The organism is Marinobacter suaedae, assembly GCF_030519635.1.
Classification (GTDB): domain Bacteria; phylum Pseudomonadota; class Gammaproteobacteria; order Pseudomonadales; family Oleiphilaceae; genus Marinobacter; species Marinobacter suaedae.
The window spans coordinates 22972-45794 of record NZ_JAUMIS010000003.1; the positions used below are offsets into that span (position 1 = coordinate 22972).

The 22823-nt window shown below is 55.7% G+C and carries 35 protein-coding genes; 34 read left to right on the forward strand and 1 reads right to left on the reverse strand.

The genetic code is table 11. The features are described 5' to 3' along the window. Nucleotides 1-27 precede the first annotated feature (27 nt). The 29 genes from tuf to rplQ all read left to right on the forward strand — a co-directional run bounded on the left by tuf (nt 28) and on the right by rplQ (nt 15034). On the forward strand, nt 28-1224 hold the full coding sequence (gene tuf, locus QVZ43_RS15620; RefSeq protein WP_223795744.1) for an elongation factor Tu: 1197 nt from the start codon (nt 28-30) through the stop codon (nt 1222-1224). Between the two features lie 187 nt (nt 1225-1411). Then, nucleotides 1412-1723, forward strand: a complete 312-nt coding sequence (rpsJ, locus tag QVZ43_RS15625) for a 30S ribosomal protein S10 (RefSeq protein WP_004580743.1) — start codon at nt 1412-1414, stop codon at nt 1721-1723. 76 nt (nt 1724-1799) lie between these two features. Continuing rightward, entirely contained in the window at nt 1800-2438 is a 639-nt protein-coding gene (rplC, locus tag QVZ43_RS15630) for a 50S ribosomal protein L3 (RefSeq protein WP_223795743.1), read from the forward strand. Between the two features lie 11 nt (nt 2439-2449). After that, complete coding sequence (gene rplD, locus QVZ43_RS15635) at nt 2450-3055, forward strand: 50S ribosomal protein L4 (protein WP_223795742.1); 606 nt, start codon at nt 2450-2452, stop codon at nt 3053-3055. Beyond that, nucleotides 3052-3345 (forward strand): 50S ribosomal protein L23, encoded by a 294-nt coding sequence (gene rplW, locus QVZ43_RS15640; RefSeq protein WP_206645231.1) that lies wholly within the window; start codon nt 3052-3054, stop codon nt 3343-3345. The genes rplD and rplW overlap by 4 nt, the downstream gene beginning before the upstream one ends. Nucleotides 3346-3362: 17 nt before the next feature. Continuing rightward, on the forward strand, nt 3363-4190 hold the full coding sequence (gene rplB, locus QVZ43_RS15645; protein WP_223795741.1) for a 50S ribosomal protein L2: 828 nt from the start codon (nt 3363-3365) through the stop codon (nt 4188-4190). A gap of 23 nt (nt 4191-4213) precedes the next feature. Beyond that, nucleotides 4214-4489, forward strand: a complete 276-nt coding sequence (rpsS, locus tag QVZ43_RS15650) for a 30S ribosomal protein S19 (RefSeq protein WP_007154011.1) — start codon at nt 4214-4216, stop codon at nt 4487-4489. 16 nt (nt 4490-4505) lie between these two features. After that, on the forward strand, nt 4506-4838 hold the full coding sequence (gene rplV, locus QVZ43_RS15655; protein ID WP_223795740.1) for a 50S ribosomal protein L22: 333 nt from the start codon (nt 4506-4508) through the stop codon (nt 4836-4838). Nucleotides 4839-4849: 11 nt separating this feature from the next. Next, nucleotides 4850-5533, forward strand: a complete 684-nt coding sequence (rpsC, locus tag QVZ43_RS15660) for a 30S ribosomal protein S3 (RefSeq protein ID WP_223795739.1) — start codon at nt 4850-4852, stop codon at nt 5531-5533. Between the two features lie 12 nt (nt 5534-5545). Next, nucleotides 5546-5959 (forward strand): 50S ribosomal protein L16, encoded by a 414-nt coding sequence (gene rplP, locus QVZ43_RS15665; protein ID WP_223795738.1) that lies wholly within the window; start codon nt 5546-5548, stop codon nt 5957-5959. Beyond that, entirely contained in the window at nt 5959-6150 is a 192-nt protein-coding gene (gene rpmC / locus QVZ43_RS15670) for a 50S ribosomal protein L29 (RefSeq protein WP_223795768.1), read from the forward strand. The genes rplP and rpmC overlap by 1 nt, the downstream gene beginning before the upstream one ends. Before the next feature lies 1 nt (nt 6151). Continuing rightward, entirely contained in the window at nt 6152-6418 is a 267-nt protein-coding gene (gene rpsQ, locus QVZ43_RS15675) for a 30S ribosomal protein S17 (protein ID WP_223795737.1), read from the forward strand. Nucleotides 6419-6436: 18 nt separating this feature from the next. Continuing rightward, nucleotides 6437-6805 (forward strand): 50S ribosomal protein L14, encoded by a 369-nt coding sequence (gene rplN / locus QVZ43_RS15680; protein ID WP_206645236.1) that lies wholly within the window; start codon nt 6437-6439, stop codon nt 6803-6805. 17 nt (nt 6806-6822) lie between these two features. After that, a complete protein-coding gene (gene rplX, locus QVZ43_RS15685; RefSeq protein ID WP_223795736.1) occupies nt 6823-7143 on the forward strand; it encodes a 50S ribosomal protein L24 in 321 nt (106 codons plus the stop codon). A 15-nt stretch (nt 7144-7158) separates the two neighbouring features. Further along, complete coding sequence (gene rplE, locus QVZ43_RS15690; protein ID WP_223795735.1) at nt 7159-7698, forward strand: 50S ribosomal protein L5; 540 nt, start codon at nt 7159-7161, stop codon at nt 7696-7698. Nucleotides 7699-7711: 13 nt separating this feature from the next. Further along, nucleotides 7712-8017, forward strand: a complete 306-nt coding sequence (rpsN, locus tag QVZ43_RS15695; RefSeq protein WP_223795734.1) for a 30S ribosomal protein S14 — start codon at nt 7712-7714, stop codon at nt 8015-8017. Between the two features lie 88 nt (nt 8018-8105). Then, nucleotides 8106-8498 carry a 30S ribosomal protein S8 gene (gene rpsH / locus QVZ43_RS15700; protein WP_223795733.1) on the forward strand — a complete coding sequence of 131 codons (393 nt, stop codon included), beginning with the start codon at nt 8106-8108 and terminating at the stop codon, nt 8496-8498. Between the two features lie 9 nt (nt 8499-8507). Then, nucleotides 8508-9041, forward strand: a complete 534-nt coding sequence (gene rplF, locus QVZ43_RS15705; RefSeq protein WP_223795732.1) for a 50S ribosomal protein L6 — start codon at nt 8508-8510, stop codon at nt 9039-9041. Nucleotides 9042-9050: 9 nt separating this feature from the next. Next, nucleotides 9051-9398 carry a 50S ribosomal protein L18 gene (gene rplR, locus QVZ43_RS15710; protein WP_223795731.1) on the forward strand — a complete coding sequence of 116 codons (348 nt, stop codon included), beginning with the start codon at nt 9051-9053 and terminating at the stop codon, nt 9396-9398. Between the two features lie 12 nt (nt 9399-9410). Then, complete coding sequence (gene rpsE, locus QVZ43_RS15715; RefSeq protein ID WP_223795730.1) at nt 9411-9911, forward strand: 30S ribosomal protein S5; 501 nt, start codon at nt 9411-9413, stop codon at nt 9909-9911. Nucleotides 9912-9915: 4 nt separating this feature from the next. Then, complete coding sequence (gene rpmD, locus QVZ43_RS15720; protein ID WP_223795729.1) at nt 9916-10104, forward strand: 50S ribosomal protein L30; 189 nt, start codon at nt 9916-9918, stop codon at nt 10102-10104. 1 nt (nt 10105) lies between these two features. Beyond that, on the forward strand, nt 10106-10540 hold the full coding sequence (gene rplO, locus QVZ43_RS15725; RefSeq protein ID WP_223795728.1) for a 50S ribosomal protein L15: 435 nt from the start codon (nt 10106-10108) through the stop codon (nt 10538-10540). A gap of 17 nt (nt 10541-10557) precedes the next feature. Then, a complete protein-coding gene (secY, locus tag QVZ43_RS15730; RefSeq protein WP_223795727.1) occupies nt 10558-11880 on the forward strand; it encodes a preprotein translocase subunit SecY in 1323 nt (440 codons plus the stop codon). A gap of 29 nt (nt 11881-11909) precedes the next feature. Further along, nucleotides 11910-12023, forward strand: a complete 114-nt coding sequence (gene rpmJ, locus QVZ43_RS15735; RefSeq protein WP_004580765.1) for a 50S ribosomal protein L36 — start codon at nt 11910-11912, stop codon at nt 12021-12023. Nucleotides 12024-12163: 140 nt separating this feature from the next. Then, complete coding sequence (gene rpsM / locus QVZ43_RS15740) at nt 12164-12520, forward strand: 30S ribosomal protein S13 (RefSeq protein ID WP_206645246.1); 357 nt, start codon at nt 12164-12166, stop codon at nt 12518-12520. Nucleotides 12521-12533: 13 nt separating this feature from the next. Further along, nucleotides 12534-12923 carry a 30S ribosomal protein S11 gene (gene rpsK, locus QVZ43_RS15745; protein ID WP_007153992.1) on the forward strand — a complete coding sequence of 130 codons (390 nt, stop codon included), beginning with the start codon at nt 12534-12536 and terminating at the stop codon, nt 12921-12923. Nucleotides 12924-12941: 18 nt separating this feature from the next. Beyond that, on the forward strand, nt 12942-13562 hold the full coding sequence (gene rpsD, locus QVZ43_RS15750; RefSeq protein ID WP_223795726.1) for a 30S ribosomal protein S4: 621 nt from the start codon (nt 12942-12944) through the stop codon (nt 13560-13562). Between the two features lie 35 nt (nt 13563-13597). Next, nucleotides 13598-14602 (forward strand): DNA-directed RNA polymerase subunit alpha, encoded by a 1005-nt coding sequence (locus tag QVZ43_RS15755; RefSeq protein ID WP_223795725.1) that lies wholly within the window; start codon nt 13598-13600, stop codon nt 14600-14602. Nucleotides 14603-14635: 33 nt separating this feature from the next. Further along, entirely contained in the window at nt 14636-15034 is a 399-nt protein-coding gene (gene rplQ, locus QVZ43_RS15760; protein WP_206645249.1) for a 50S ribosomal protein L17, read from the forward strand. 333 nt (nt 15035-15367) lie between these two features. On the opposite strand, the gene uvrA is transcribed toward rplQ, so the two are convergent. Beyond that, a complete protein-coding gene (gene uvrA / locus QVZ43_RS15765; protein WP_302910681.1) occupies nt 15368-18190 on the reverse strand; it encodes an excinuclease ABC subunit UvrA in 2823 nt (940 codons plus the stop codon). Nucleotides 18191-18371: 181 nt separating this feature from the next. Between uvrA and QVZ43_RS15770 the strand changes: the two genes are divergently transcribed. From QVZ43_RS15770 to QVZ43_RS15790, 5 genes are all read left to right on the forward strand, one after another. After that, nucleotides 18372-19742 (forward strand): MFS transporter, encoded by a 1371-nt coding sequence (locus QVZ43_RS15770; RefSeq protein WP_223795723.1) that lies wholly within the window; start codon nt 18372-18374, stop codon nt 19740-19742. A 45-nt stretch (nt 19743-19787) separates the two neighbouring features. Continuing rightward, the gene (gene ssb, locus QVZ43_RS15775; protein ID WP_302910682.1) at nt 19788-20333 is read left to right on the forward strand and encodes a single-stranded DNA-binding protein; all 546 of its coding nucleotides are present in this window, start codon (nt 19788-19790) and stop codon (nt 20331-20333) included. Nucleotides 20334-20635: 302 nt separating this feature from the next. Beyond that, nucleotides 20636-21532 carry a type IV pilus biogenesis protein PilM gene (locus QVZ43_RS15780; RefSeq protein WP_302910683.1) on the forward strand — a complete coding sequence of 299 codons (897 nt, stop codon included), beginning with the start codon at nt 20636-20638 and terminating at the stop codon, nt 21530-21532. After that, nucleotides 21529-22134: a PilN domain-containing protein gene (locus QVZ43_RS15785; RefSeq protein ID WP_302910684.1), complete on the forward strand. Its 606-nt coding sequence runs from the start codon at nt 21529-21531 to the stop codon at nt 22132-22134. The genes QVZ43_RS15780 and QVZ43_RS15785 overlap by 4 nt, the downstream gene beginning before the upstream one ends. Continuing rightward, a complete protein-coding gene (locus QVZ43_RS15790) occupies nt 22134-22823 on the forward strand; it encodes an MSHA biogenesis protein MshJ (RefSeq protein ID WP_302910685.1) in 690 nt (229 codons plus the stop codon). The genes QVZ43_RS15785 and QVZ43_RS15790 overlap by 1 nt, the downstream gene beginning before the upstream one ends.

The following is a 22823-nucleotide window of genomic DNA, read 5'->3' on the forward strand; positions in this document are numbered from 1 at the left end:
ACTTAAGAAACAGGAAGAGGTGTAACCGTGTCTAAAGAAAAATTTGAACGTAGTAAGCCCCACGTAAACGTGGGCACCATCGGTCACGTTGACCATGGTAAAACCACTCTGACTGCCGCTCTGACTCGTGTGTGTCACGAAGTATGGGGTACAGGTACTGCCAGTGCGTTTGACCAGATCGATAACGCTCCGGAAGAGAAAGCGCGTGGTATCACCATCGCTACTTCTCACGTTGAGTACGATTCTCCGACTCGTCACTACGCGCACGTAGACTGCCCGGGCCACGCTGACTATGTGAAGAACATGATCACTGGTGCGGCGCAGATGGACGGCGCGATCCTGGTTTGCTCCGCAGCTGACGGCCCCATGCCGCAGACTCGTGAGCACATCCTGCTGTCCCGTCAGGTTGGCGTTCCTTTCATCGTTGTGTTCCTGAACAAGGCCGACATGGTTGACGATGAAGAGCTGCTTGAGCTGGTAGAGATGGAAGTTCGTGACCTGCTGAGCCAGTACGACTTCCCGGGTGACGACACTCCGATCATCACCGGTTCTGCCCTGATGGCTCTGGAAGGTAAGGATGACAACGAAATGGGTACTACCGCTGTTAAGAAGCTGGTAGAAGCCCTGGACGACTACATCCCTGAGCCGGAGCGTGCCATTGACCAGCCGTTCCTGATGCCGATCGAGGACGTATTCTCTATCTCTGGCCGTGGTACTGTTGTTACCGGTCGTGTAGAGCGTGGCATCATCAAGGTTGGCGACGAAGTTGAAATTGTTGGTATCCGTGAGACCACCAAGACCACCTGTACCGGTGTTGAAATGTTCCGTAAGCTGCTCGACGAAGGTCGTGCCGGTGAGAACGTTGGTGTTCTGCTGCGTGGTACCAAGCGTGACGACGTTGAGCGTGGCCAGGTTCTGGCGGTGCCGGGTTCCATCACTCCGCACACCAAGTTCGAGTGCGAAGTGTACGTACTGAGCAAAGAAGAAGGTGGTCGTCATACCCCGTTCTTCAAGGGCTACCGTCCTCAGTTCTACTTCCGTACCACCGACGTAACCGGTTCTTGCGAACTGCCGGAAGGCGTAGAAATGGTTATGCCGGGTGACAACGTGAAGATGAGTGTTACCCTGATCGCTCCGATCGCCATGGAAGATGGTCTGCGCTTCGCAATCCGCGAAGGTGGCCGTACCGTTGGTGCCGGCGTGGTATCCAAGATCATCGAGTAATATTCTCGGGTGATCCTGAGAAAGGGGCTGATTTATCAGCCCCTTTTTCTATTTAAGTCGCAAAGTCCTTGCCCGCTCCCGTCGGTGGCTATAGCTGTTGACAGGGTTGGGTATTATGCATACAATGCGGCTCCTTTTTTTGAAGGTCGGCTAACTAGTAGCTGCTACGAGTGGAGTTTGGTGCATCATGCAAAGCCAAAAAATTCGAATTCGGTTGAAGGCGTTTGATTATCGTCTTATCGACCAGTCCACGCAGGAGATTGTCGATACCGCCAAGCGGACCGGCGCTCAGGTGCGTGGCCCTATCCCTCTGCCGACGCGGAAGGAAAAGTACACCGTTCTGATCTCTCCGCACGTCAATAAAGACGCGCGTGATCAGTATGAAATTCGTACTCACAAGCGTCTGCTCGACATTGTTGAGCCGACGGAAAAGACAGTAGATGCTCTGATGAAACTGGACCTGGCAGCAGGTGTAGACGTTCAGATCAGCCTCGGCTAATACCGCCCGGTATTAGTCTGTGTAACTGTCCTAAGGCCATAGAGGGTGAGAGCCCCGTACACTTAAGAGGTGAAACATGGCAATTGGTATTGTCGGTCGCAAGGCCGGTATGACCCGTATTTTTACGGATGAAGGGCACGCAGTGCCTGTAACGGTAATCGAGGTTGAGCCCAACCGGATTACTCAGTTGAAAACCCTTGAAAGCGATGGCTACCGCGCCGTTCAGGTGACCGTAGGTGCTCGTCGTGCTTCTCGTGTAACCAAGAGTGCAGCAGGTCACTTTGCCAAAGCCGGCGTAGAAGCTGGTCGTGGCGTGTGGGAATTCCGCCTGGCTGACGGTGAAGGTGAAGAGCTGGCGCTGGGTGGCGAAATTAATGCCTCCATCTTCGAAGATGGTCAGGTTGTCGATGCGATCGGTCAGTCCAAGGGTAAGGGCTTCCAGGGCGGTGTTAAGCGCTGGAACTTCTCCACGCAAGACGCTACTCACGGTAACTCCCTGTCCCATCGTGCGCCTGGTTCTATCGGTCAGAACCAGACTCCGGGTCGGGTATTTAAGGGCAAGAAGATGGCGGGGCAGATGGGTAATGCGCGTGTCACCGTGCAGAACCTGAAAGTTGTCCGTGTCGACGCCGAGCGCAACCTGCTGCTGGTAAGTGGTGCCGTACCTGGCGCAACTGGCGGCGATGTTGTCATCAAGCCTGCAGTTAAAGCCTGAGGAGCGGTGCGATGGAATTGACAATTACTGGTAGCGGAAAGGGCGTTTCTGTTTCCGACGCTACTTTCGCAAGAGATTTTAACGAGTCCCTGGTTCACCAGGTGGTAACTGCCTACATGGCGGCCGGCCGTCAGGGTACCAAGGCTCAGAAGACGCGTTCTGAAGTTAGTGGCGGTGGTAAGAAGCCGTGGCGTCAGAAGGGTACTGGTCGTGCTCGTGCGGGTACCATTCGTAGTCCGATCTGGCGTTCTGGTGGTGTGACTTTTGCTGCCAAGCCGCGCGACTTTGAGCAGAAGGTTAACCGCAAGATGTACCGTGCGGCCATGCGCTCTATTCTGTCCGAGCTGGTTCGCCAGGAGCGTCTGGTAGTGGTTGACGACATGAATGTCGAGACTCCGAAGACCAAGGCGTTTACTGCCAAGCTGAAGGATATCGGTGTATCTAATGCTCTGATCCTGTCTGACAGTGTGGAGCAGAACCTTCACCTGGCATCCCGCAACATTCCGCACGTTGATGTGCGTGATGTCGCTGGCCTGGATCCGGTTAGCCTGGTTGCCTTCGAGAAAGTCGTAGTGACTGTTCCCGCTCTGAAGAAGATCGAGGAGATGCTGGGATGAATCAGGAACGTATTTATAAGGTTCTTCTGGGACCTCACGTATCAGAAAAAGCGTCTCTGGCGGCAGAGCGTGGTCAGGTTGTCTTTCGTGTAGCGCCTGATGCAACCAAGCCGGAGATCAAGAAGGCCGTTGAGCAGTTGTTCAACGTCACTGTAGAAGGTGTTCAGGTTCTGAACCGCAAGGGTAAGCTCAAGCGTACTATCCGCGGGTTCGGCAAGCGTAATGACATTCGTAAGGCTTACGTAAAGCTGGCAGAAGGTCAGGACATCGATTTTATGGATGTGGAATAAGGTAAAGGGGTCGTAAAATGCCGATCGTCAAAACCAAGCCAACATCTGCCGGACGCCGTCACGTTGTAAAAACTTACAACCCTGATCTGTACAAAGGGCGCCCTTACGAGCCGTTGGTAGAGACTCTGAAAAAGTCGGGTGGTCGTAACAATGCTGGTCGCATTACCACTCGTCACATTGGTGGTGGTCATAAGCAGCACTACCGTGTCATTGATTTTAAGCGGACCAAAGATGGTGTTCCGGCGACTATTGAGCGTCTGGAATACGATCCGAACCGCTCTGCGCACATTGCTCTTCTGAAGTATGCCGATGGTGAGCGTCGTTACATCATTGCTCCCAAGGGTATGAAGGTAGGCGATCCTGTGCGCTCTGGCGTCGACGCGCCGATTAAGGTGGGTTCCACTCTGCCGCTCCGGAATATTCCGGTTGGTTCTGTGATCCACTGCGTCGAACTCAAGCCTGGCAAAGGTGCTCAGCTGGCTCGCTCCGCGGGCGCATCCGTACAGCTGGTGGCTCGGGAAGGTGCGTATGCAACCATCCGCCTGCGCTCAGGTGAAATGCGAAAGGTGCTTGTAGATTGCCGTGCAACGCTGGGTGAAGTATGTAACAGCGAGCACAGCCTCAAGCAGCTTGGTAAAGCGGGTGCATCACGTTGGCGCGGCAAACGCCCAACAGTACGTGGTGTTGCTATGAACCCAGTTGACCACCCGCATGGTGGTGGTGAAGGGCGTACCTCTGGCGGGCGTCACCCGGTTACTCCGTGGGGTGTTCCGACCAAAGGGCATAAGACTCGTAAGAACAAGCGTACTGACAAAATGATAGTACGTCGTCGTTCAGCCAAGTAAACGACTACATAGAGGTAATTGCTGTGCCACGTTCTTTAAAGAAAGGTCCTTTTATAGACCTGCATCTGTTGAAGAAGGTCGAGGCAGCTCTGGAAGCTAACGACAAGCGGCCGATCAAAACCTGGTCCCGCCGGTCCACAGTCTTCCCGGAGATGGTAGGCCTGACCATTGCAGTCCATAACGGCAAGCAGCACGTGCCGGTTTATGTCACCGAAGATATGGTTGGACATAAGCTGGGTGAGTTCGCGGCAACGCGTACTTATCGTGGTCATGCAGCCGACAAGAAAGCTAAACGCTGATTGTGAGGTAATAGAAATGGAAGTAGCAGCCAAGTACAAGGGCGCTCGCCTCTCAGCTCAGAAAGCACGTCTTGTCGCCGACCAGGTACGCGGCAAGGCTGTTGAGGACGCCCTGAATATTTTGACTTTTAGCCCGAAGAAGGCAGCTGTAGTTATCAAGAAAGCTCTTGAGTCTGCAATTGCCAACGCTGAGCACAACGAAGGTCTGGATGTGGATGACCTGAAGGTGTCTACCGTCATGGTGGACGAGGGGCCGACGCTCAAGCGCATTAAAGCTCGAGCCAAGGGGCGCGCTGATCGTATTTTCAAGCGCACCTGTCATATCACCGTCAAGGTCGCCGACAAGTAGGAGATGCTCAGATGGGTCATAAAGTAAATCCAACCGGCATTCGCCTGGGTGTGATCAAAGAGCACAACTCAGTCTGGTATGCCGACAAGAAGGACTACGCGAAAAACCTTTTGAATGATATCGAGGTTCGCGAGTTCCTGGACAAGCGTCTGGTCAAGGCGTCTGTCAGCAAGATTGTGATCGAGCGCCCCGCTCAGAACGCCCGTATCACGATCCATACTGCCCGTCCCGGTATTGTTATCGGTAAGAAGGGTGAAGATGTTGACCGTCTGCGTCGCGAAGTCAGCGACATGATGGGCGTGCCTGTGCACATCAACATCGAAGAAGTTCGCAAGCCGGATCTGGATGCTCGCCTGGTAGCACAAAACGTTGCTGGTCAGCTTGAGCGTCGCGTGATGTTCCGTCGTGCCATGAAGCGTGCGGTACAAAACGCCATGCGTCAGGGCGCCAAGGGCATCAAGATTCAGGTTGGCGGCCGTCTTGGGGGTGCTGAAATCGCTCGTTCCGAGTGGTATCGCGAAGGTCGTGTACCTCTGCACACACTGCGTGCAGACATTGATTACGCAACCTATGAAGCGCATACCACCTACGGCGTAATCGGCGTCAAGGTATGGATCTTCAAAGGTGAGATTCTTGGTGGTATGGAGCAGGTCCGTGCTGACAAGAAAGCCTCTGGGAAGAAAGGTTCTAAGTAAAGGGGCACTCTTATGCTGCAACCAAAACGCACCAAATTTCGCAAGGTAATGAAAGGCCGTAACACCGGTCTTGCTCAGCGAGCTAATAAGGTGAGCTTCGGTGAATACGGATTGAAGGCGACCAGCCGTGGGCGTATAACTGCGCGCCAGATTGAGGCAGCGCGTCGTACCATGACTCGTCGTATCAAGCGGGGCGGTAAGATCTGGATCCGGGTGTTCCCGGACAAGCCGATCACCGGTAAGCCGCTGGAAGTACGTATGGGTAAAGGTAAAGGTTCTGTCGAGTATTGGGTGGCTGAAATCCAGCCTGGTAGGATGCTTTACGAGATGGAAGGTGTGAGCGAGGAACTCGCGCGTGAAGCCTTCACGCTCGCGGCAGCCAAACTGCCGGTTCAGACCACCTTTGTAACGAGGACGGTGATGTGATGAAAGCAACAGAGCTGCGTGAAAAATCAGTCGAGGAGCTGAACAAAGAGCTGATCGACCTGCTGAAGGAGCAGTTCAACCTTCGCATGCGCAAAGCGACAGGTCAGCTGAATCAGTCTCACCTCCTCGCCAAGGTGAAGCGTGACATCGCTCGCGTGAAAACAGTATTGAACGAAAAGGCAGGACAGTGACATGACCGAAGCTACCCAAACTGCCAGAACTCTGAGCGGCAAGGTCGTGAGCAACAAGATGGATAAGTCCATCGTGGTTCTGGTTGAGCGTCAGGTTAAGCACCCTCTGTACGGTAAGTACATGAAGCGCTCTACCAAGATTCACGCTCATGATGAGAATAACCAGTGCAACATCGGTGACACTGTGACCATTCAGGAAACCCGTCCGGTCTCCAAGACCAAGACCTGGGCCCTGGTGGAAGTGACCGAAGCTGCATCCAAGGTGTAATTCGCCCGGAGAACAACCATGATTCAGACTCAAACAATGCTTGAAGTCGCGGATAACAGCGGTGCACGTCAGGTGATGTGCATCAAGGTCCTGGGCGGTTCACACCGGCGTTACGCTAGCGTTGGGGATATCATCAAGGTGACCGTCAAGGAAGCCATCCCCCGCGGTAAGGTGAAGAAAGGCCAGGTCCTGAAGGCTGTTGTGGTGCGTACTCGCAAGGGTGTGCGTCGCTCAGACGGTTCGCTGATCCGTTTCGACGGAAATGCTGCAGTACTTCTGAACAATCAGGACGCACCAATCGGTACCCGTATCTTCGGGCCGGTTACTCGTGAACTGCGTAATGAGAAGTTCATGAAAATTATTTCACTGGCACCCGAAGTACTTTAAAGGACCAGAGGCCGGTTATGAAAAAGATCAAACGAGATGACGAAGTAATCGTCACCACGGGGAAAGATAAAGGCAAACGTGGTAAAGTTCTGCGCGTTCAGGACGACGGCCGTGTTGTAGTTTCTGGTATCAATATGATCAAGAAGCACACCAAGCCGAACCCGATGCTGGGCACCCCGGGTGGTATCGTCGAGAAAGAAGCACCTATCCAGGCTTCGAATGTGGCTATTTTTAATCCGCAGACCGGCAAAGCCGATCGTGTAGGCTTCCAGGTTAAGGAAGACGGCACCAAGGTGCGGATTTTTAAGTCCACAAACGAAACTGTCGATAGCCAGTAATCGGGGGTGGTGACGATGCTGAACATGAAAGAGCAGTACACGAAAGAAGTGGTACCCGCCCTGCAGAAAGAGTTCGGTTACAAGAATCCGATGCAGGTTCCGCGTATCGAAAAGATCACCCTCAACATGGGTGTCGGCGAAGCGGTTGGCGACAAGAAGCTGATCGAGAACGCTGTTGCTGATCTTGAGCGTCTGGCAGGCCAAAAGGCTGTAGTAACCAAGGCGCGTAAGTCAGTGGCTGGCTTCAAGATCCGTGAAGGTTGGCCGATCGGCTGTAAAGTTACTCTGCGTGGCGAGCGTATGTGGGACTTCTTTGACCGTCTGGTGCACATTGCGGTTCCCCGCATTCGTGACTTCCGCGGTCTGAACCCCAAGTCGTTCGACGGTCGTGGTAACTACAGCATGGGCGTGCGTGAGCAGATCATTTTCCCGGAAATCGAGTACGACAAAGTCGACAAGATCCGTGGTCTGGACATCACCATTACCACCACAGCCGGCTCCGATGATGAAGGCCGCGAACTGTTGAAAGCCTTCGGCTTTCCGTTCAAGAAATAAAGGAACGAGTGTAATGGCTAAGGTTTCCATGAAAAACCGTGAGCTCAAGCGCGAAAAGACTGTGGCTAAGTACGCAGCCAAGCGCGCCGAGCTCAAGGCGATTATCAAGAACCCTAACACCAGCGATGAAGACCGCTGGGACGCGCAGATGAAGCTCCAGCAGCTTCCTCGTGACGCGAGTCCCGCACGTCTTCGGAATCGTTGCCAGGTAACTGGTCGCCCTCACGGCGTCCTGCGCAAGTTCGAGCTGTCACGGATCAAGCTCCGTGAATACGGCATGCGCGGTGACGTTCCGGGCCTGACCAAAGCAAGCTGGTAAGATAGGCAGCCTGACTTCGGTCAGGTGCCTGTTGGTAAGCGGTGCGGCAAGCCGCTGCACAACTAAAAAGATCAGGAGCCTCATACCAATGAGTATGCAAGACACGCTTGCGGATATGTTTACCCGTATTCGTAATGCTCAGATGGCGTCGAAAGCTGACGTGACGATGCCGTCTTCAAAAATGAAAGTCTCCGTAGCCCAGGTCCTGAAGGACGAAGGTTATGTTGAGGATTTCTCCGTATCAGCCGACGCGAAGCCCGAGCTGACCATCACTCTGAAGTACTTCGGCGGTAAGCCTGTGATCGAAGAGATCAAGCGGGTCAGTCGTCCGAGTCTGCGCCAATATAAAGGTGCTGAGGAGCTGCCGAAAGTTTCCGGTGGTCTTGGGGTCGCGATTGTCTCAACGTCCAAGGGCGTTATGACAGACCGCGCTGCACGTGCTGCAGGCGTGGGTGGCGAAGTCATCTGCACCGTATTCTAGGAGATACACATGTCCAGGGTTGCCAATAATCCTGTCGTGCTGCCTTCCGGTGTTGAGGTTAAGCTGAACGGACAGGAAATCAGTGTTAAGGGTTCCAAAGGGACTCTTGAAATGAACATCCACCAGGCGGTGGAAGTAAAGCAGGAAGAGAACGTACTGCGTTTCGCGGCGCGCGATGGCGCCAAGCAGTCCCGCGCTCTTGCAGGTACCACCCGTGCACTGGTCAACAACATGGTTGTCGGCGTTTCCACTGGCTTTGAGCGCAAGCTCCAGCTGGTAGGCGTTGGATACCGTGCCCAGGCGCAGGGCAAGAAGCTCAATCTGACGCTGGGTTTCTCTCACCCGGTCGAGTACGAGCTGCCTGAGGGTATTACCGCCGAAACACCTTCGAACACCGAAGTTGTGATTCGCGGTATCGACAAGCAACAGGTTGGCCAGGTCGCTGCGGACGTCCGCGCGTACCGTCCGCCCGAGCCTTATAAGGGTAAGGGTGTTCGTTATGCGGATGAGCAGGTCAGACGCAAAGAAGCCAAGAAGAAATAAGGCGGGACTATGAGCGCGAATATCGAAAGAATGCGTCGCGCACGTAAAGTGCGTATGAAGATTCGTGAGCTGGGTGTCAATCGTCTGTGTGTTCACCGCACACCGCGTCACATGTACGCCCAGGTTACTACTGCAGATGGCAGCAAGGTTCTGGCATCTGCCTCCACGTTGGATAAGGAACTGCGCCAGAGTGCAACCGGTAACGTGGACGCCGCCAAGAAGGTCGGTCAGCTGGTTGCTGAGCGTGCCAAGGCGGCAGGTGTTGAGCAGGTCGCATTTGACCGCTCCGGTTACCGTTACCACGGTCGTGTCCAGGCAGTTGCCGACGGCGCCCGTGAAGCTGGCTTGCAATTCTAAGAGGTGGAGAAAATGAGCGTTAACGAACAGAAGGCGCCTGAGCTCCAGGAAAGACTGGTTCAGGTGAACCGTGTCGCCAAGGTTGTTAAGGGTGGCCGTATTTTTGCCTTCACCGCACTGACTGTAGTGGGTGACGGCAAAGGTCGCGTTGGTTTCGGTCGTGGTAAGGCCCGGGAAGTTCCGGTTGCTATCCAGAAGGCCATGGAAGCTGCGCGCAAGAACATGGTTGACGTCCCTCTGGACGGCAACACACTGCAGTACCCGGTAAAGGCTCAGCATGGCGGCTCCAAGGTCTACATGCAGCCGGCTTCCGAGGGTACCGGTGTTATCGCCGGCGGTGCAATGCGCGCCGTACTGGAAGTGACAGGTGTTCAGAACGTACTGTCCAAGTGTTACGGGTCTACCAACCCGGTGAACGTGGTACGTTCCACCATCAAGGCTCTTCAGGCCATGCAGGCTCCTGAAGATATCGCAGCCAAGCGCGGGAAGACCGTGGAAGAAATTCTGGGTTGAAGTCATGGCGAACGCAAAAACGATCAAAGTAACTCTGACCCGCAGCCCAATTGGCTGTCAGCCCAAGCACAAACTGTGTGTAAAGGGCCTGGGTCTTCGTAAAATCGGTCACACCGTTGAAGTGGAAGATACTCCTTCCGTCCGCGGCATGATCAACCGGGTAGATTACCTGGTTCGGGTTGAGGAGAACTAAGATGCGTCTGAACGAACTTAGTCCAGAGCCCGGTTCACGCCCAACTGGTAAGCGCGTTGGTCGTGGTATCGGTAGTGGTCTCGGGAAAACTGGTGGTCGCGGTCATAAGGGTCTGAAGTCCCGTTCCGGCGGCTCCGTTGCTCCGGGCTTCGAAGGCGGTCAGCAGCCTCTGGCTCGTCGTCTGCCGAAGTTTGGTTTCACTTCTCGCCAGCAGCGTTATGTTGCTGAGATTCGTCTGAACGAATTGGCGAAAGTGGAAGGCGACGTTGTGGATCTGGCTGCTCTGAAGAAAGCAGACATCATTCGCGAGGAAATCCGTGAAGCCAAGGTTATTCTGTCTGGCGAACTGAGCCGTGCAGTAACTGTTAAGGGCCTGCGGGTAACCAAGGGTGCACGCGAGGCAATTACTGCCGCGGGTGGAAAAGTCGAAGACTAAGGCGAGTCGAGGACTAAATGGCCAAGACAGCATCATTGCCTGCGGGCGCAGGAAAAGGATTGGCAGAGCTTCGGTCGAGGCTCTGGTTTGTATTCCTGGCATTGCTGGTGTACCGGATCGGTGCCCACATCCCGGTGCCGGGGATTAATCCTGACCGGCTCGCAGCCTTGTTCGAGCAGAATCAGGGCACAATCCTGAGCATGTTCAACATGTTTTCCGGTGGTGCGCTTGAGCGCATGAGTATCTTCGCTCTCGGTATTATGCCGTACATCTCGGCTTCTATTATCATGCAGCTCATGACTGCGGTGAGTCCGCAGCTTGAGCAGCTGAAGAAGGAAGGCGAGGCTGGCCGTCGTAAGATCAGCCAGTACACGCGGTATCTGACAGTGGTTCTGGCCCTGGTTCAGGGCGCCGGCATTTCGGTAGGTCTGGCATCCCAGGGTGTGACCTTCAACGACAGCTTCAGCTTCCACTTCGTGGCGGTTGTATCTTTCGTGAGTGGCGCCGTGTTCATGATGTGGCTGGGCGAGCAGATCACCGAGCGGGGCGTTGGTAACGGTATTTCGCTGCTGATTTTTGCGGGTATCGTTGCTGGCCTGCCTGGCGCTATCGGTCAGACTCTGGAACAGGCCCGGAATGGCGAAATGAGCCTGCTGGTTGTCCTGGGTATTGGTGTTCTGGCAGTGGCTGTTATCGGTTTCGTGGTCTTCATGGAGCGTGGTCAGCGACGTCTGACGATCAACTATGCGAAGCGCCAGCAAGGGCGTCGCGTGTTTGCTCAGCAGTCGAGCCATCTGCCTCTGAAGGTCAACATGGCTGGTGTGATTCCGCCCATCTTTGCGTCTTCCATTCTGCTGTTCCCGGCATCGATCGGTCAGTGGTTTGGTCAGGGCGAAGGCATGGAGTGGTTGAGCAGCCTGTCCCAGGCGCTGGCGCCGAGTCAGCCGTTGTATATCATCCTGTTCGCAGCAGCAGTGGTTTTCTTCTGCTTCTTCTATACGGCTCTGATGTACAACCCGAAAGAAGTAGCGGATAACCTCAAGCGCTCTGGAGCGTTTATTCCGGGCATTCGTCCCGGTGATCAGACCGCCAAGTACATCGATGGCGTGCTGACCCGGCTGACCCTGTTCGGTGCTATGTATATCGCAGCAGTTTCCCTGTTCCCTCAGTTCCTGATGGTGGCCGGGAATGTTCCGTTCTACCTGGGTGGGACGTCGCTGCTGATTGTTGTAGTCGTGGTGATGGATTTCATGGCGCAGGTACAGTCTCATCTGATGTCTCATCAGTATGAGTCCCTGATGAAGAAATCCAATCTCAAGGGCTATGGACGGAACGGCTGAGCCGTTCCCCTTGAAAACTGGAGTCGACAATGAAAGTACGCGCTTCGGTAAAGAAAATTTGCCGTAACTGCAAAGTAATTCGTCGCAATGGCTCAGTTCGAGTCATCTGCACGGAGCCTCGTCACAAGCAGCGTCAGGGTTAATCCTTATCCGGAAACCTGATTGCACAAAAGGCGATCGAAATGTTGGCGCTTGACTCCATAAGGGGTCGAGCGCTATTATTTCGCGCCCTTTTTGTGGCGGAAAATTCACACAGCAAAGCTTTGAACGCGGAGTAATTTGGATGGCACGTATAGCCGGTGTCAATATACCCGATAACAAACATGCTGTTATCTCGCTCACCTATATCTTTGGTGTTGGCAAGACAACAGCCCAGAAGCTTTGCGATGCAACCGGCGTTAAGCCGGACGTCAAGGTCAAAGACCTGAGCGACGAGCAGTTGGAGTCACTTCGTACCGAAGTAACCAAGCTGACTGTCGAAGGCGATCTGCGTCGTGAAGTTCAGATGAACATTAAGCGTTTGAAGGATCTCGGCTGCTTCCGTGGTCTGCGCCACCGTCATGGACTTCCGGTCCGTGGTCAGCGCACGAAGACCAACGCACGCACCCGTAAAGGTCCTCGCAAACCGATTCGCAAGTAACAGGTAGGCAATCATGGCAAAGCCAGGTACACGTACCCGTAAAAAGGTGAAAAAGACGGTTGTTGATGGCGTCGCGCACATTCACGCGTCCTTCAACAACACTATCGTGACCATTTCCGACCGTCAGGGCAACGTACTGTCCTGGGCCACTTCAGGTGGTTCTGGTTTCCGTGGGTCGCGTAAGAGTACACCTTTTGCTGCGCAGGTAGCAGCTGAAAGAGCCGGTAACGCGGCTGCTGAATACGGCCTGAAAAACCTGGATGTTGAAGTGAAGGGTCCTGGACCCGGACGTGAATCTGCAGTTCGCGCGCTGAACGCGTGTGGCTACAAGATCACCAACATCACAGATGTGACGCCGATTCCCCATAACGGTTGTCGCCCGCCGAAAAAGCGCCGCGTCTAACACAGGAGACAGTGAATTATGGCTCGTTATATAGGCCCGAAGTGCAAGCTGTCTCGTCGTGAAGGGACAGATCTTTTTCTGAAGAGCGGTGTTCGCGCACTCGACTCCAAGTGCAACATTGAGACAAAGCCAGGCATGCACGGCGCAGGCCGTGGTCGTCTGTCCGAATACGGCGTACAGCTTCGCGAAAAGCAGAAAGTTCGTCGCATCTACGGCGTTCTTGAGAAGCAGTTCCGTAATTATTACAAAGAGGCTGCCCGTCTGAAGGGTGCAACCGGTGAAAACCTGCTGCAGCTTCTGGAAGGCCGTCTCGACAACGTTGTATACCGCATGGGGTTTGGTTCTACCCGTGCTGAATCCCGTCAGCTCGTTTCTCACAAGGCGATTCTGGTAAACGACAAGGTAGTGAACATTGCTTCCTACCAGGTCAAGCCGGGTGACGTTGTGAGCGTGCGTGAAAAGGCCAAGAACCAGCTGCGTGTTAAAGGCGCACTGGAACTGTCTGCTAGCCGCGCACCGGTGAGCTGGGTAGAGGTCGACGCCAACAAGATGTCCGGCGTTTACAAGTCAGTACCTGAGCGTACTGAGCTGCCGGCTGACATCAATGAGAACCTCATCGTCGAGCTTTACTCCAAGTAAAGCCTAGTTAGCAACGATAGCAGATAGGGGCGTCTATGCAGCGTTCAGTACATGAGTTATTGACACCTCGTACGATTGACGTGAAGGAGTTGAGCGGCACGCGAGCCAAGGTGACGCTGGAACCTCTGGAAAGGGGCTTCGGTCATACCCTGGGTAGCGCTTTGCGCCGTATTCTCCTGTCTTCGATGCCGGGCTGCGCTATCACTGAAGCGCAGATCGACGGTGTCTTGCACGAGTACAGCGCCATTGAGGGTGTTCAAGAAGACGTCATCGAGATTCTCCTGAATCTCAAAGGCGTTGCCGTAAAGTTGGACGGTCGGGACGACGTTGAGCTGACGCTCAGCAAGAAGGGCCCGGGCGTTGTAACCGCTGGCGATATCAAGCTTGACCACGGTGTCGAGATTGCCAATCCGGACCATGAGATCTGTCACCTGAGTGAAAATGGTGAAGTGAACATGCGCTTGCGCATTGCCCGCGGTCGTGGCTATGAGCCGGCTGACCAGCGCGGTCTTGACGAGGACGAAACTCGCGCGATTGGACGCCTGCAGCTGGATGCGACATTCAGCCCAGTTCGTCGTGTGGCTTATGCCGTGGAAAGTGCACGGGTTGAGCAGCGCACCGACCTGGACAAGCTGGTTATTGACCTGGAGACCAATGGTACTATCGATCCGGAAGAAGCAATTCGTCGGGCCGCGACCATTCTCCAGCAGCAACTGGCAGTGTTTGTTGATTTCGATCACGAGAAAGAGCCTGAGCGTGTAGAAGAAGAGGAAGAAATCGATCCGATTCTGCTGCGCCCGGTTGATGATCTGGAATTGACAGTGCGTTCAGCTAACTGCTTGAAGGCGGAAAATATTTACTACATCGGCGATCTGATTCAGCGCACTGAAGTTGAGCTGCTGAAGACGCCTAACCTGGGTAAAAAGTCGCTGACCGAGATCAAGGACGTTCTGGCGTCCCGTGGTTTGTCTCTGGGCATGCGTCTTGATAACTGGCCGCCGGCGAGCCTTCGTGGCGACGACCGGGTTCTGGGCGGTTAATCGCCGATTAGTTTAAGGTAAGGAATCAGAGCAATGCGTCATCGTAAGAGTGGTCGTAAGTTCAGTCGGACCAGCGCGCATCGCAAAGCCATGTTTCGTAACATGACTGCGTCGCTGGTTGAACACGAGCTGATCAAAACAACGCTGCCGAAAGCCAAAGAGCTTCGTCGGGTGGCTGAGCCTTTGATCACGCTGTCCAAAAATGATTCGGTTGCAAACCGTCGTCTGGCGTTCGCGCGCCTGCGTAGCGACGAAGCGGTTGCCAAGCTGTTTGATGAGCTGGGCCCCCGTTACAGCGACCGTCCTGGCGGTTACCTTCGTATCCTGAAGTGTGGCTTCCGTGCCGGCGACAATGCCCCGATGGCATTCGTTGAGCTGGTAGGTCGTCCGCTGGATATCGAAGCGGAAGAGGTGGACGAAGACGAGGCGTAATTGCTTCGGATTTGTCCAGCGAAAAACCGGGTGCCGAAAGGTTCCCGGTTTTTTTGTGTCCGGAGTTTGGTGCCTGAGTGGGGGCGGAGGGTGGATAGGTTTTCTTATGGAAAAAGAAACTCGCTGCGCTCAGACAGCTTTTTCCAACTAAAACCTATCCACCCTCCTTGGCAAGCATCACCGGTCACCTTCTCCTGAATTTCTGACGGGAGGGGTCTGGGTGGTCTTTCTGCCGGGAAAATATGTCGGAGCGAAGCGAGTTATTTTTCCAGAAGAAAGGCTGCCCAGATCCCGTATTCCTTATTGCCGCAATTGTACCGATAGGAATTGGGCTTATTTCGACAGCATCGGCTTCAAATACCGCCCAGTGTGAGATCTCTCATTCTCGGATACTTCCTCCGGAGTCCCCTCAGCAATAATCTGCCCGCCACCAGAGCCGCCCTCCGGGCCGAGGTCGACAATCCAATCCGCGGTCTTGATGACATCCAGGTTGTGCTCGATCACCACGATCGTGTTGCCGTGATCACGCAGTCGCTCTAGAACGTTCAGCAGTTGTTGAATGTCGTAGAAGTGCAGGCCAGTCGTAGGTTCGTCGAGGATATAAAGAGTTTTGCCGGTATCCCGCTTGGACAACTCCTTGGCGAGCTTGACCCGCTGGGCCTCACCTCCGGAGAGGGTGACGGCACTCTGACCAAGACGGATGTAGGAAAGGCCTACGTCAATCAGGGTCTGGAGCTTGCGGGCAATAAATGGGACGGCATCGAAGAATTCCCGTCCCTCTTCCACGGTCATTTCCAGCACTTCGTGGATGTTCTTGCCCTTGTAGCGAACTTCCAGGGTCTCCCGGTTGTAGCGTTTGCCTTTGCAGACGTCGCAGGGAACATAGACGTCGGGCAGGAAGTGCATCTCAACCTTGATGACGCCGTCGCCTTGGCAGGCCTCACAGCGGCCGCCTTTGACGTTGAAGGAGAATCGGCCGGGTTTGTAGCCTCGGGAGCGAGCTTCCTGGGTGCCAGCGAACAGTTCACGGATCGGCGTGAAAAGGCCGGTGTAGGTGGCCGGATTTGAGCGTGGCGTTCTGCCAATCGGACTCTGGTCAATGTCGATCACTTTATCGAGGTGATCGAGACCTTTCAGGTCGCCGTGTGGCGACGCGCTGAGACTTGTGGCTTTGTTCAGCTTGGTGGCTGCGACAGGATACAGGGTGCTGTTAATCAGTGTGGACTTGCCCGATCCTGATACGCCGGTAACGCAGGTCATCACACCAAGCGGAATCTTCAGGGTAACGTCTTGAAGGTTGTTGCCATTGGCGCCCGTCAACGTCAGGTATTTTCCCGTGCCCTTGTTGCGCTCGGCCGGTACCGCTATCTCCTTGGTGCCGTTCAGGTACTGTCCGGTCAGAGAGTCGGCATTGTCCAGAATCTGTTGCGGGGTGCCCTGGGCGATTACCTGGCCCCCATGCACGCCAGCGCCGGGCCCGATATCAACAACGTGATCGGCGGCGCGGATGGCGTCTTCATCGTGCTCCACCACGATCACCGTATTGCCCAGATCCCGCAGGTGGGTGAGGGTCGCCAGCAGGCGGTCGTTGTCCCGCTGGTGCAGGCCAATGGATGGTTCGTCGAGGATGTACATGACACCCACGAGGCCCGCGCCAATCTGGCTGGCCAGCCGGATACGCTGGGCTTCGCCTCCTGAAAGGGTGTCCGCGCTGCGCTCGAGGGTCAGGTATTCCAGGCCAACGTTGACGAGGAACTGGAGGCGTTGGCGGATTTCCTTCAGGATTTTTTCTGCGATTTCGCCTTTGCGGCCGGGCAGCGCCAGGGTTTCAAAATACCCATGGGCATCACCTACCGGGAGGCGGGTTACGTCCGCAAGGTTATGGTCCTCGATAAAGACATGGCGCGCGCTGCGGCGCAGGCGTGAGCCGCCGCAGTCCTTGCACGGCTGGGTGCTGAGGTTTCTGGCCAGCTCTTCCCGCATACTCTGGGAATCGGTTTCCCGGTAGCGGCGTTCCAGGTTTGGCAGGATGCCTTCGAACGAGTGGGCCTTTTCCATGATGTGGCCACGAGAGTTCACGTAGCGGAACGAAATGGCTTCTTTGCCGGAACCATTGAGCAGCGTGTCCCGAAACCCTTCGGGCAGCTCCGACCAGGGCGTTTCCAAATCAATCCCGTAATGCTCGGCCACGGATGTGAGCATCTGAAAGTAGTACACCGCCCGGCGGTCCCAGCCCTTGATGGCGCCGGCGGCGAGGGTCGCGTCCGGGTTCTGGATAATTTTGTCCGGATCGAAAAACTGTTTGACGCCCAGGCCATCGCAGGTCGGACAGGCGCCGGCCGGGTTGTTGAAAGAGAAGATGCGGGGTTCCAGTTCACTCAGGGCGTAACCGCACTGGGTACAGGCATAACGGGCGGAGAAGATATGTTCTTCACCCTCGCCGCTCATGGGGGCGACCATGGCGATGCCATCGGCCAGATCCAGCGCGGTTTCGAAGCTCTCAGCCAGGCGTTGCTCCAGTCCGCCTTTGACCTTGAAGCGGTCCACGACAACATCGATCTGGTGTTTGCGCTTTTTATCCAGGGCGGGCACGTCGTCGATGTCATAAACCGTTCCGTCCACGCGCAGGCGAATGAAGCCCTGGCTTTTCATGGTCTCGATGATCTGGTGGTGTTCGCCCTTTCGGTCCCGAATGACGGGCGCCAGAATCATCAGTTTGCTGTCGGCCGGCATGGCGACAACCTGATCCACCATCTGGCTGATGGTCTGGGCTTCCAGAGGTTGTCCGTGATCGGGACAGCGTGGTTCGCCAGCCCGGGCGAACAACAGGCGAAGGTAGTCGTAGATTTCGGTGATGGTGCCGACGGTCGAGCGGGGGTTATGGGACGTCGATTTCTGTTCGATGGAAATGGCTGGCGATAGCCCCTCTATGTGGTCCACATCGGGCTTTTCCATCATCGACAGGAACTGACGGGCGTAGGTGGACAGGGACTCCACGTAGCGGCGCTGGCCCTCGGCGTACAGGGTGTCGAACGCCAGGGACGACTTACCGGAACCTGACAACCCGGTCACCACGATCAGCTTGTCCCGTGGCAGATCCAGGTCGATATTCTTCAGGTTGTGGGTGCGTGCGCCCTTGATCTCAATACGGTCCATAACACCTCGCTCAGAGAAAAAACGGAAAGTATAACGTGTTCACCGGGGGACAGCGAAAGCACTGATTGCGGTGGTCCTTGGCGGTGCCGGGCAGGTTTTCGTTCTGCTACAATGCGCCGCCTGCAACGGCTGCCTGATGTTCGGGTAGCTGGTGATCAATCCCGGTTTAGGTATCGCTTTCATGAATACGTTGGAACGTCGATCAGTCACGGCCCTCGCATCTGTGTACGCCATGCGTATGCTGGGGTTGTTCATGGTCATGCCGGTATTCGTGTTGCTCGGTGGCGATCTCAAGGGCGCAACCCCGGCGTTGCTCGGTTTTGCCATTGGTGCCTACGGGTTAAGCCAGGCTCTTTTACAGATTCCGTTTGGTTTGCTGTCCGACCGGGTAGGGCGCAAACGGATGATCTACATCGGCCTGGTGATTTTCGCCGCCGGAAGTCTTCTGGCCGGATCGGCTGAGTCCATATACGTTGTCATTCTGGGGCGGATTCTTCAGGGCGCCGGTGCCATTGCCAGTGTCTTGATGGCGTTGCTGAGTGATTTGACCCGGGAGGAAGAGCGCACCAAGGCGATGGCCACGGTGGGTATTTCCATTGGTTTGTCGTTCTCGGTGTCCTTGGTTCTGGGGCCCTTGCTGGGGAGCATCTGGGGGCTTTCCGGCATCTTTTACGCCACCGCGGTGCTTGCACTGATCGCGCTGGTGATTGTTAATCGTCTGGTTCCAACGCCGCATCAGCATAAAAACAGCGCGGATACCCATCCGGCAAAGGAAATGTTGAGCACCGTCTTGTCCGATCGTCGCCTGCTGCGGCTGGATTTCGGCATCTTTGCGCTTCATTTTGTTCTGACGGCGTTGTTTCTGTTGTTTCCCTCCATCCTGCAGGATCAGCTCGGGCTGGCCAGTAAGTCTCACTGGTGGTTTTACCTGAGCGTGATGGTCACCTCGTTCTTTGCCATGGTGCCGTTCATCATCATTGGTGAGAAGAAGCGCAAGATGAAGCCGATTCTGTGCGGCGCCATTGCCCTGCTTACGCTGGCCACGGCGGCGCTGACCTCGGCGACCACCGGCCTGGTTGTGGCCTGGGGGGTGTTGTTTGCGTTTTTCATGGCGTTCAATCTGCTGGAAGCCAGTCTGCCGTCGCTGATCAGCAAGGAAGCCCCAGCTGCGAGTAAAGGAACCGCCATGGGCGTGTATTCGACGTCCCAGTTTTTCGGTGCCTTCCTTGGCGGGGCGCTGGGTGGCGTCCTGCTGGAAGCCGTCGGTTTTACCGGTGTACTCTGGCTTATGGTCGGTGTTTTGGGCGTGTGGTTGCTGATCGCGATGACGATGCCAAGCCCGGGATACACGACCAGTTTCGTGGTACAGTTGCAGCAAGTAGTTGGTGACCAGTTCGACCAGATCGATGACGATCTTCGGAAATTGCCCGGCGTGAAAGACGTGGTGATTGTCGAAGAGGCGGCAACAGCCTATCTGAAAGTGGATCGCCAACAGTTTGATGAAGCGTTGCTGTCGAATGTTGCATTCGTTCGGCAGGGTGAAGGTTCTTAAATTTGAACGCCCGATTTTCCCGGGATACTCAGTCAGGAGCAAAGCATGGCACGAGGTGTAAACAAAGTTATTCTCATCGGGAACCTTGGGCAGGATCCTGAAACCCGCTATACCCCTAGTGGCAATGCGGTGGTCAATCTGAACCTGGCCACCGACGAAAGCTATAAGGATCGTCAGACCGGCCAGATGGTGCCCAAGACCGAATGGCACCGCATCGTGATGTTCGGCAAGATCGCCGAGGTCGCTGGCCAGTACCTGCGCAAGGGTTCCAAGGTCTACATCGAAGGCAAGCTGCAAACCCGTAAATGGCAGGACCAGAGCGGCCAGGACCGTTACACCACCGAAGTGGTGGTGGACATCAACGGCCAGATGCAGATGCTTGATAGCCGTGGCGAAGGCGGTGGCATGGGGCAGGGCGCTCCGGCGGGTCGTCCCCAGCAGTCCTACAACCAGCCGGCGGCTCAGCAGCAGCCACAGGGTGGCGGTTATCAGGGGGGGCAGTCTGGTGGTTATAACCAGTCGGCACCGCAGCAGCCTCAGGGCGGCATGCCTGAGCCGGTCGACGATTTTGATGACGACATTCCCTTCTAGGAAGTCCATCGTGCAGTTTGTAACGTAAGTCCGTTACAAGTAGTCATAAAGCCCCGCTTTGTCGGGGCTTTTTTGTGGGCGTTGATTGGGATCGGTTACAGGCCGAGTAATGTTATCGGACTATAAAAAAGTGTGAAATTGTTCACAAAACGTGAGTCCATTAACGCTTTGTCATTTTTTATGTAAGCCAATGTAAAAACTGCTGAAAGTTCAACCAGAATGATTAGAATCGGCACATTATGGGTAGTTTCCTTCTGTAGTAATTCATGACGCAACGCTCTTTGCTTTCTAAGATAACCGGTTTGCTGAACGGGGCTGGCGGACGCCTTCAGGTTTTCCTGGAGGTGCGCCCCGACGGTATTGCATGGGCAGAAATCGCTGGCGGCAAGTCGCCCGGTGCAGGCTTTGTTGAGTGCATGCCGGCCAGGCGCCTGAAAGCGTTGCAGGATCTGGTTGACCAGCGACATTGGCGTGGGGCAAAGGCCACGCTTGTATTGCCACTGGATCAGTATCAGGTATTCCAGATGGAGCGGCCCGAAGGCATTGAAGACTCTGAGCTGGGCGACGCATTGAAATGGAAGCTCAAGGACTTTCTGGACTTCCCGCCGGCCGATGCCGTTTCTGATGTCTTTCCATTTCCTGAAGATGCCTCTCGGGGGCGTGGTTCCCTGGTGAATGTGGTTGCCGCCCGCAAGTCGCTGGTGCAGGAACTGGTGAGTCTGGTTCGGGAATCCGGGCTGAAGCTGGTCTGTATTGATATCGCCGAACTGGCCCTGCGCAATCTGGTCAGTGCCCTGGATGAGAACGGTCGCGGTGCGGCCTTGGTGCACCTGCGTGATAGCTACGGGCAGATGGTGGTGTGCCGGGACGATACCCTCTATCTCTCCCGTCGCCTCGACGTGGCGGCCGATGATCTAAAGGATGCGGTACGCCAGGGAAGCGCCGTTCAGTCGCTGGCGCTGGAGATGCAGCGTTCGCTTGATTACTACGAGAGTCAGCTTGGGCAGGTGCCCCCGGCGACGATCCAGCTTGTGGTCCGGGACAGTTCCTTGCCCCTCGCCTCCATGGTGTCGTCCTATTTGGCCGTCGGTGTCCAGATGCTGGACTGGTCTGCGCTCGGGGGGGATCCGGCCGCGGACAGCCGCTGTTTGCCTGCCTGGAGTGCCGCCCTGGCGATGACCGGAGGAGACCGTTCATGAGCCAGAGCGTCAACCTGTATACCGAAGATTTGCGCCCACGTCGGGAAAGCCTGCAGGCAGGAACTCTCGTGGTCCTGGTCGCGCTGGTGGTGGTCGGATTGGTAGCCGGTAGTGGCTTGGCTCACTACCAGTCCAGTGAATTGCAGGCACAGATTGAAAAACTTGAGGCGGATAATCGTGGCCTTGAGCAAAGCATTGAGCGTCAGACCGAGGCCGTCCTGGCACGTCGTCCTTCTCCGGAGATTCGCGAGCAGCTTGTGGATGTGACCGAGCAGCTTGCCCGTCGTCAGCGTTTGCTCGAACGCGTGGAAAACCTGGTGCTGGGTGTTGGCGGGCAGTTCTCCCCGCAAATGGCGGCACTGGCCCGTCAGATCCCGGACGACGTTTGGCTGACCGGTGTGTGGCTGGACGCGGAGCAGTCGCAGGTTGCCCTCGAAGGCCTCGCCCGTTCCGGGGCATTGGTACCTTCCTATCTTGAAAATCTGGGTGACGAGCCCGCGTTCAGTGGCAGGACCTTTGGCGCCTTCCGTCTGTCCCGGCCGGAAAACGAACGGGGTATCCGTTTTCATGTGGCCACGGACCGTGACGGGGAGGACAGCTGATGGCTGAGTCCCTTAAAACCTCGGTCAAGCAGGCCGCAGACTGGTTTAATGCACGCCCCTTTCGTGAGCGTGGCCTGATTACGGCAACCGCCCTGATTGCCTGCCTGTTTGTGGGCTGGGAGCTGGGTGTCGCCCCGGCGTTGAAACAGAAAGAGGCATTGGCAAGCCGGCTGGATGTCTTGTCCTCCTCCCATGAGCGGTTGCTGATGCAACAGCAGCATCTCAATGATCAGCTGGCCACCGATCCCTCTCTGGAACTCCGTCAGGAACTGGCAGCCCGCCAGGGCCGGCTGGACCAGCTGGAACAGCAGATTGCCGACTCCACCGCCAAGCTGATTGCGCCCAAGGCCATGGTGTCTTTGCTCAGGGACATGCTCTCTGCCCAGCAGTCATTGCGTCTGGAGTCACTGGAGCTGAAATCACCAGAGCCCGTGTTTGCGCCGGCGGTAGAAAGCGTAGGCGACACAGAGACACCGGCAGATCGCGAGCCGTTGCTGTTTGCCCACGATGTGGAACTGAAAATCCGTGGCAGTTACCTGGACGTTCTCGCGTATCTCGAACGCCTGGAGTCGCTGGATGAGCGTCTGGGCTGGGTGACGTTTGAGTACGATGCCAACGCCTGGCCGGCGGGTGAAGCAATGATTCGGGTCCGGACCCTCAGTCTGGAGCCAGTGTGGTTGGGAGTGTGA

Bases quoted from the DNA above. Each gene is read 5' to 3' on its own strand.
- rpsJ (WP_004580743.1), top strand. From the start codon at position 1,412: ATGCAAAGCCAAAAAATTCGAATTCGGTTGAAGGCGTTTGATTATCGT.
- rplC (WP_223795743.1), top strand. From the start codon at position 1,800: ATGGCAATTGGTATTGTCGGTCGCAAGGCCGGTATGACCCGTATTTTT.
- rplD (WP_223795742.1), top strand. From the start codon at position 2,450: ATGGAATTGACAATTACTGGTAGCGGAAAGGGCGTTTCTGTTTCCGAC.
- rplW (WP_206645231.1), top strand. From the start codon at position 3,052: ATGAATCAGGAACGTATTTATAAGGTTCTTCTGGGACCTCACGTATCA.
- rplB (WP_223795741.1), top strand. From the start codon at position 3,363: ATGCCGATCGTCAAAACCAAGCCAACATCTGCCGGACGCCGTCACGTT.
- rplV (WP_223795740.1), top strand. From the start codon at position 4,506: ATGGAAGTAGCAGCCAAGTACAAGGGCGCTCGCCTCTCAGCTCAGAAA.
- rpsC (WP_223795739.1), top strand. From the start codon at position 4,850: ATGGGTCATAAAGTAAATCCAACCGGCATTCGCCTGGGTGTGATCAAA.
- rplP (WP_223795738.1), top strand. From the start codon at position 5,546: ATGCTGCAACCAAAACGCACCAAATTTCGCAAGGTAATGAAAGGCCGT.
- rpmC (WP_223795768.1), top strand. From the start codon at position 5,959: ATGAAAGCAACAGAGCTGCGTGAAAAATCAGTCGAGGAGCTGAACAAA.
- rpsQ (WP_223795737.1), top strand. From the start codon at position 6,152: ATGACCGAAGCTACCCAAACTGCCAGAACTCTGAGCGGCAAGGTCGTG.
- rplN (WP_206645236.1), top strand. From the start codon at position 6,437: ATGATTCAGACTCAAACAATGCTTGAAGTCGCGGATAACAGCGGTGCA.
- rplX (WP_223795736.1), top strand. From the start codon at position 6,823: ATGAAAAAGATCAAACGAGATGACGAAGTAATCGTCACCACGGGGAAA.
- rplE (WP_223795735.1), top strand. From the start codon at position 7,159: ATGCTGAACATGAAAGAGCAGTACACGAAAGAAGTGGTACCCGCCCTG.
- rpsN (WP_223795734.1), top strand. From the start codon at position 7,712: ATGGCTAAGGTTTCCATGAAAAACCGTGAGCTCAAGCGCGAAAAGACT.
- rpsH (WP_223795733.1), top strand. From the start codon at position 8,106: ATGAGTATGCAAGACACGCTTGCGGATATGTTTACCCGTATTCGTAAT.
- rplF (WP_223795732.1), top strand. From the start codon at position 8,508: ATGTCCAGGGTTGCCAATAATCCTGTCGTGCTGCCTTCCGGTGTTGAG.
- rplR (WP_223795731.1), top strand. From the start codon at position 9,051: ATGAGCGCGAATATCGAAAGAATGCGTCGCGCACGTAAAGTGCGTATG.
- rpsE (WP_223795730.1), top strand. From the start codon at position 9,411: ATGAGCGTTAACGAACAGAAGGCGCCTGAGCTCCAGGAAAGACTGGTT.
- rpmD (WP_223795729.1), top strand. From the start codon at position 9,916: ATGGCGAACGCAAAAACGATCAAAGTAACTCTGACCCGCAGCCCAATT.
- rplO (WP_223795728.1), top strand. From the start codon at position 10,106: ATGCGTCTGAACGAACTTAGTCCAGAGCCCGGTTCACGCCCAACTGGT.
- secY (WP_223795727.1), top strand. From the start codon at position 10,558: ATGGCCAAGACAGCATCATTGCCTGCGGGCGCAGGAAAAGGATTGGCA.
- rpmJ (WP_004580765.1), top strand. From the start codon at position 11,910: ATGAAAGTACGCGCTTCGGTAAAGAAAATTTGCCGTAACTGCAAAGTA.
- rpsM (WP_206645246.1), top strand. From the start codon at position 12,164: ATGGCACGTATAGCCGGTGTCAATATACCCGATAACAAACATGCTGTT.
- rpsK (WP_007153992.1), top strand. From the start codon at position 12,534: ATGGCAAAGCCAGGTACACGTACCCGTAAAAAGGTGAAAAAGACGGTT.
- rpsD (WP_223795726.1), top strand. From the start codon at position 12,942: ATGGCTCGTTATATAGGCCCGAAGTGCAAGCTGTCTCGTCGTGAAGGG.
- QVZ43_RS15755 (WP_223795725.1), top strand. From the start codon at position 13,598: ATGCAGCGTTCAGTACATGAGTTATTGACACCTCGTACGATTGACGTG.
- rplQ (WP_206645249.1), top strand. From the start codon at position 14,636: ATGCGTCATCGTAAGAGTGGTCGTAAGTTCAGTCGGACCAGCGCGCAT.
- uvrA (WP_302910681.1), bottom strand. From the start codon at position 18,190: ATGGACCGTATTGAGATCAAGGGCGCACGCACCCACAACCTGAAGAAT.
- QVZ43_RS15770 (WP_223795723.1), top strand. From the start codon at position 18,372: ATGAATACGTTGGAACGTCGATCAGTCACGGCCCTCGCATCTGTGTAC.
- ssb (WP_302910682.1), top strand. From the start codon at position 19,788: ATGGCACGAGGTGTAAACAAAGTTATTCTCATCGGGAACCTTGGGCAG.
- QVZ43_RS15785 (WP_302910684.1), top strand. From the start codon at position 21,529: ATGAGCCAGAGCGTCAACCTGTATACCGAAGATTTGCGCCCACGTCGG.
- QVZ43_RS15790 (WP_302910685.1), top strand. From the start codon at position 22,134: ATGGCTGAGTCCCTTAAAACCTCGGTCAAGCAGGCCGCAGACTGGTTT.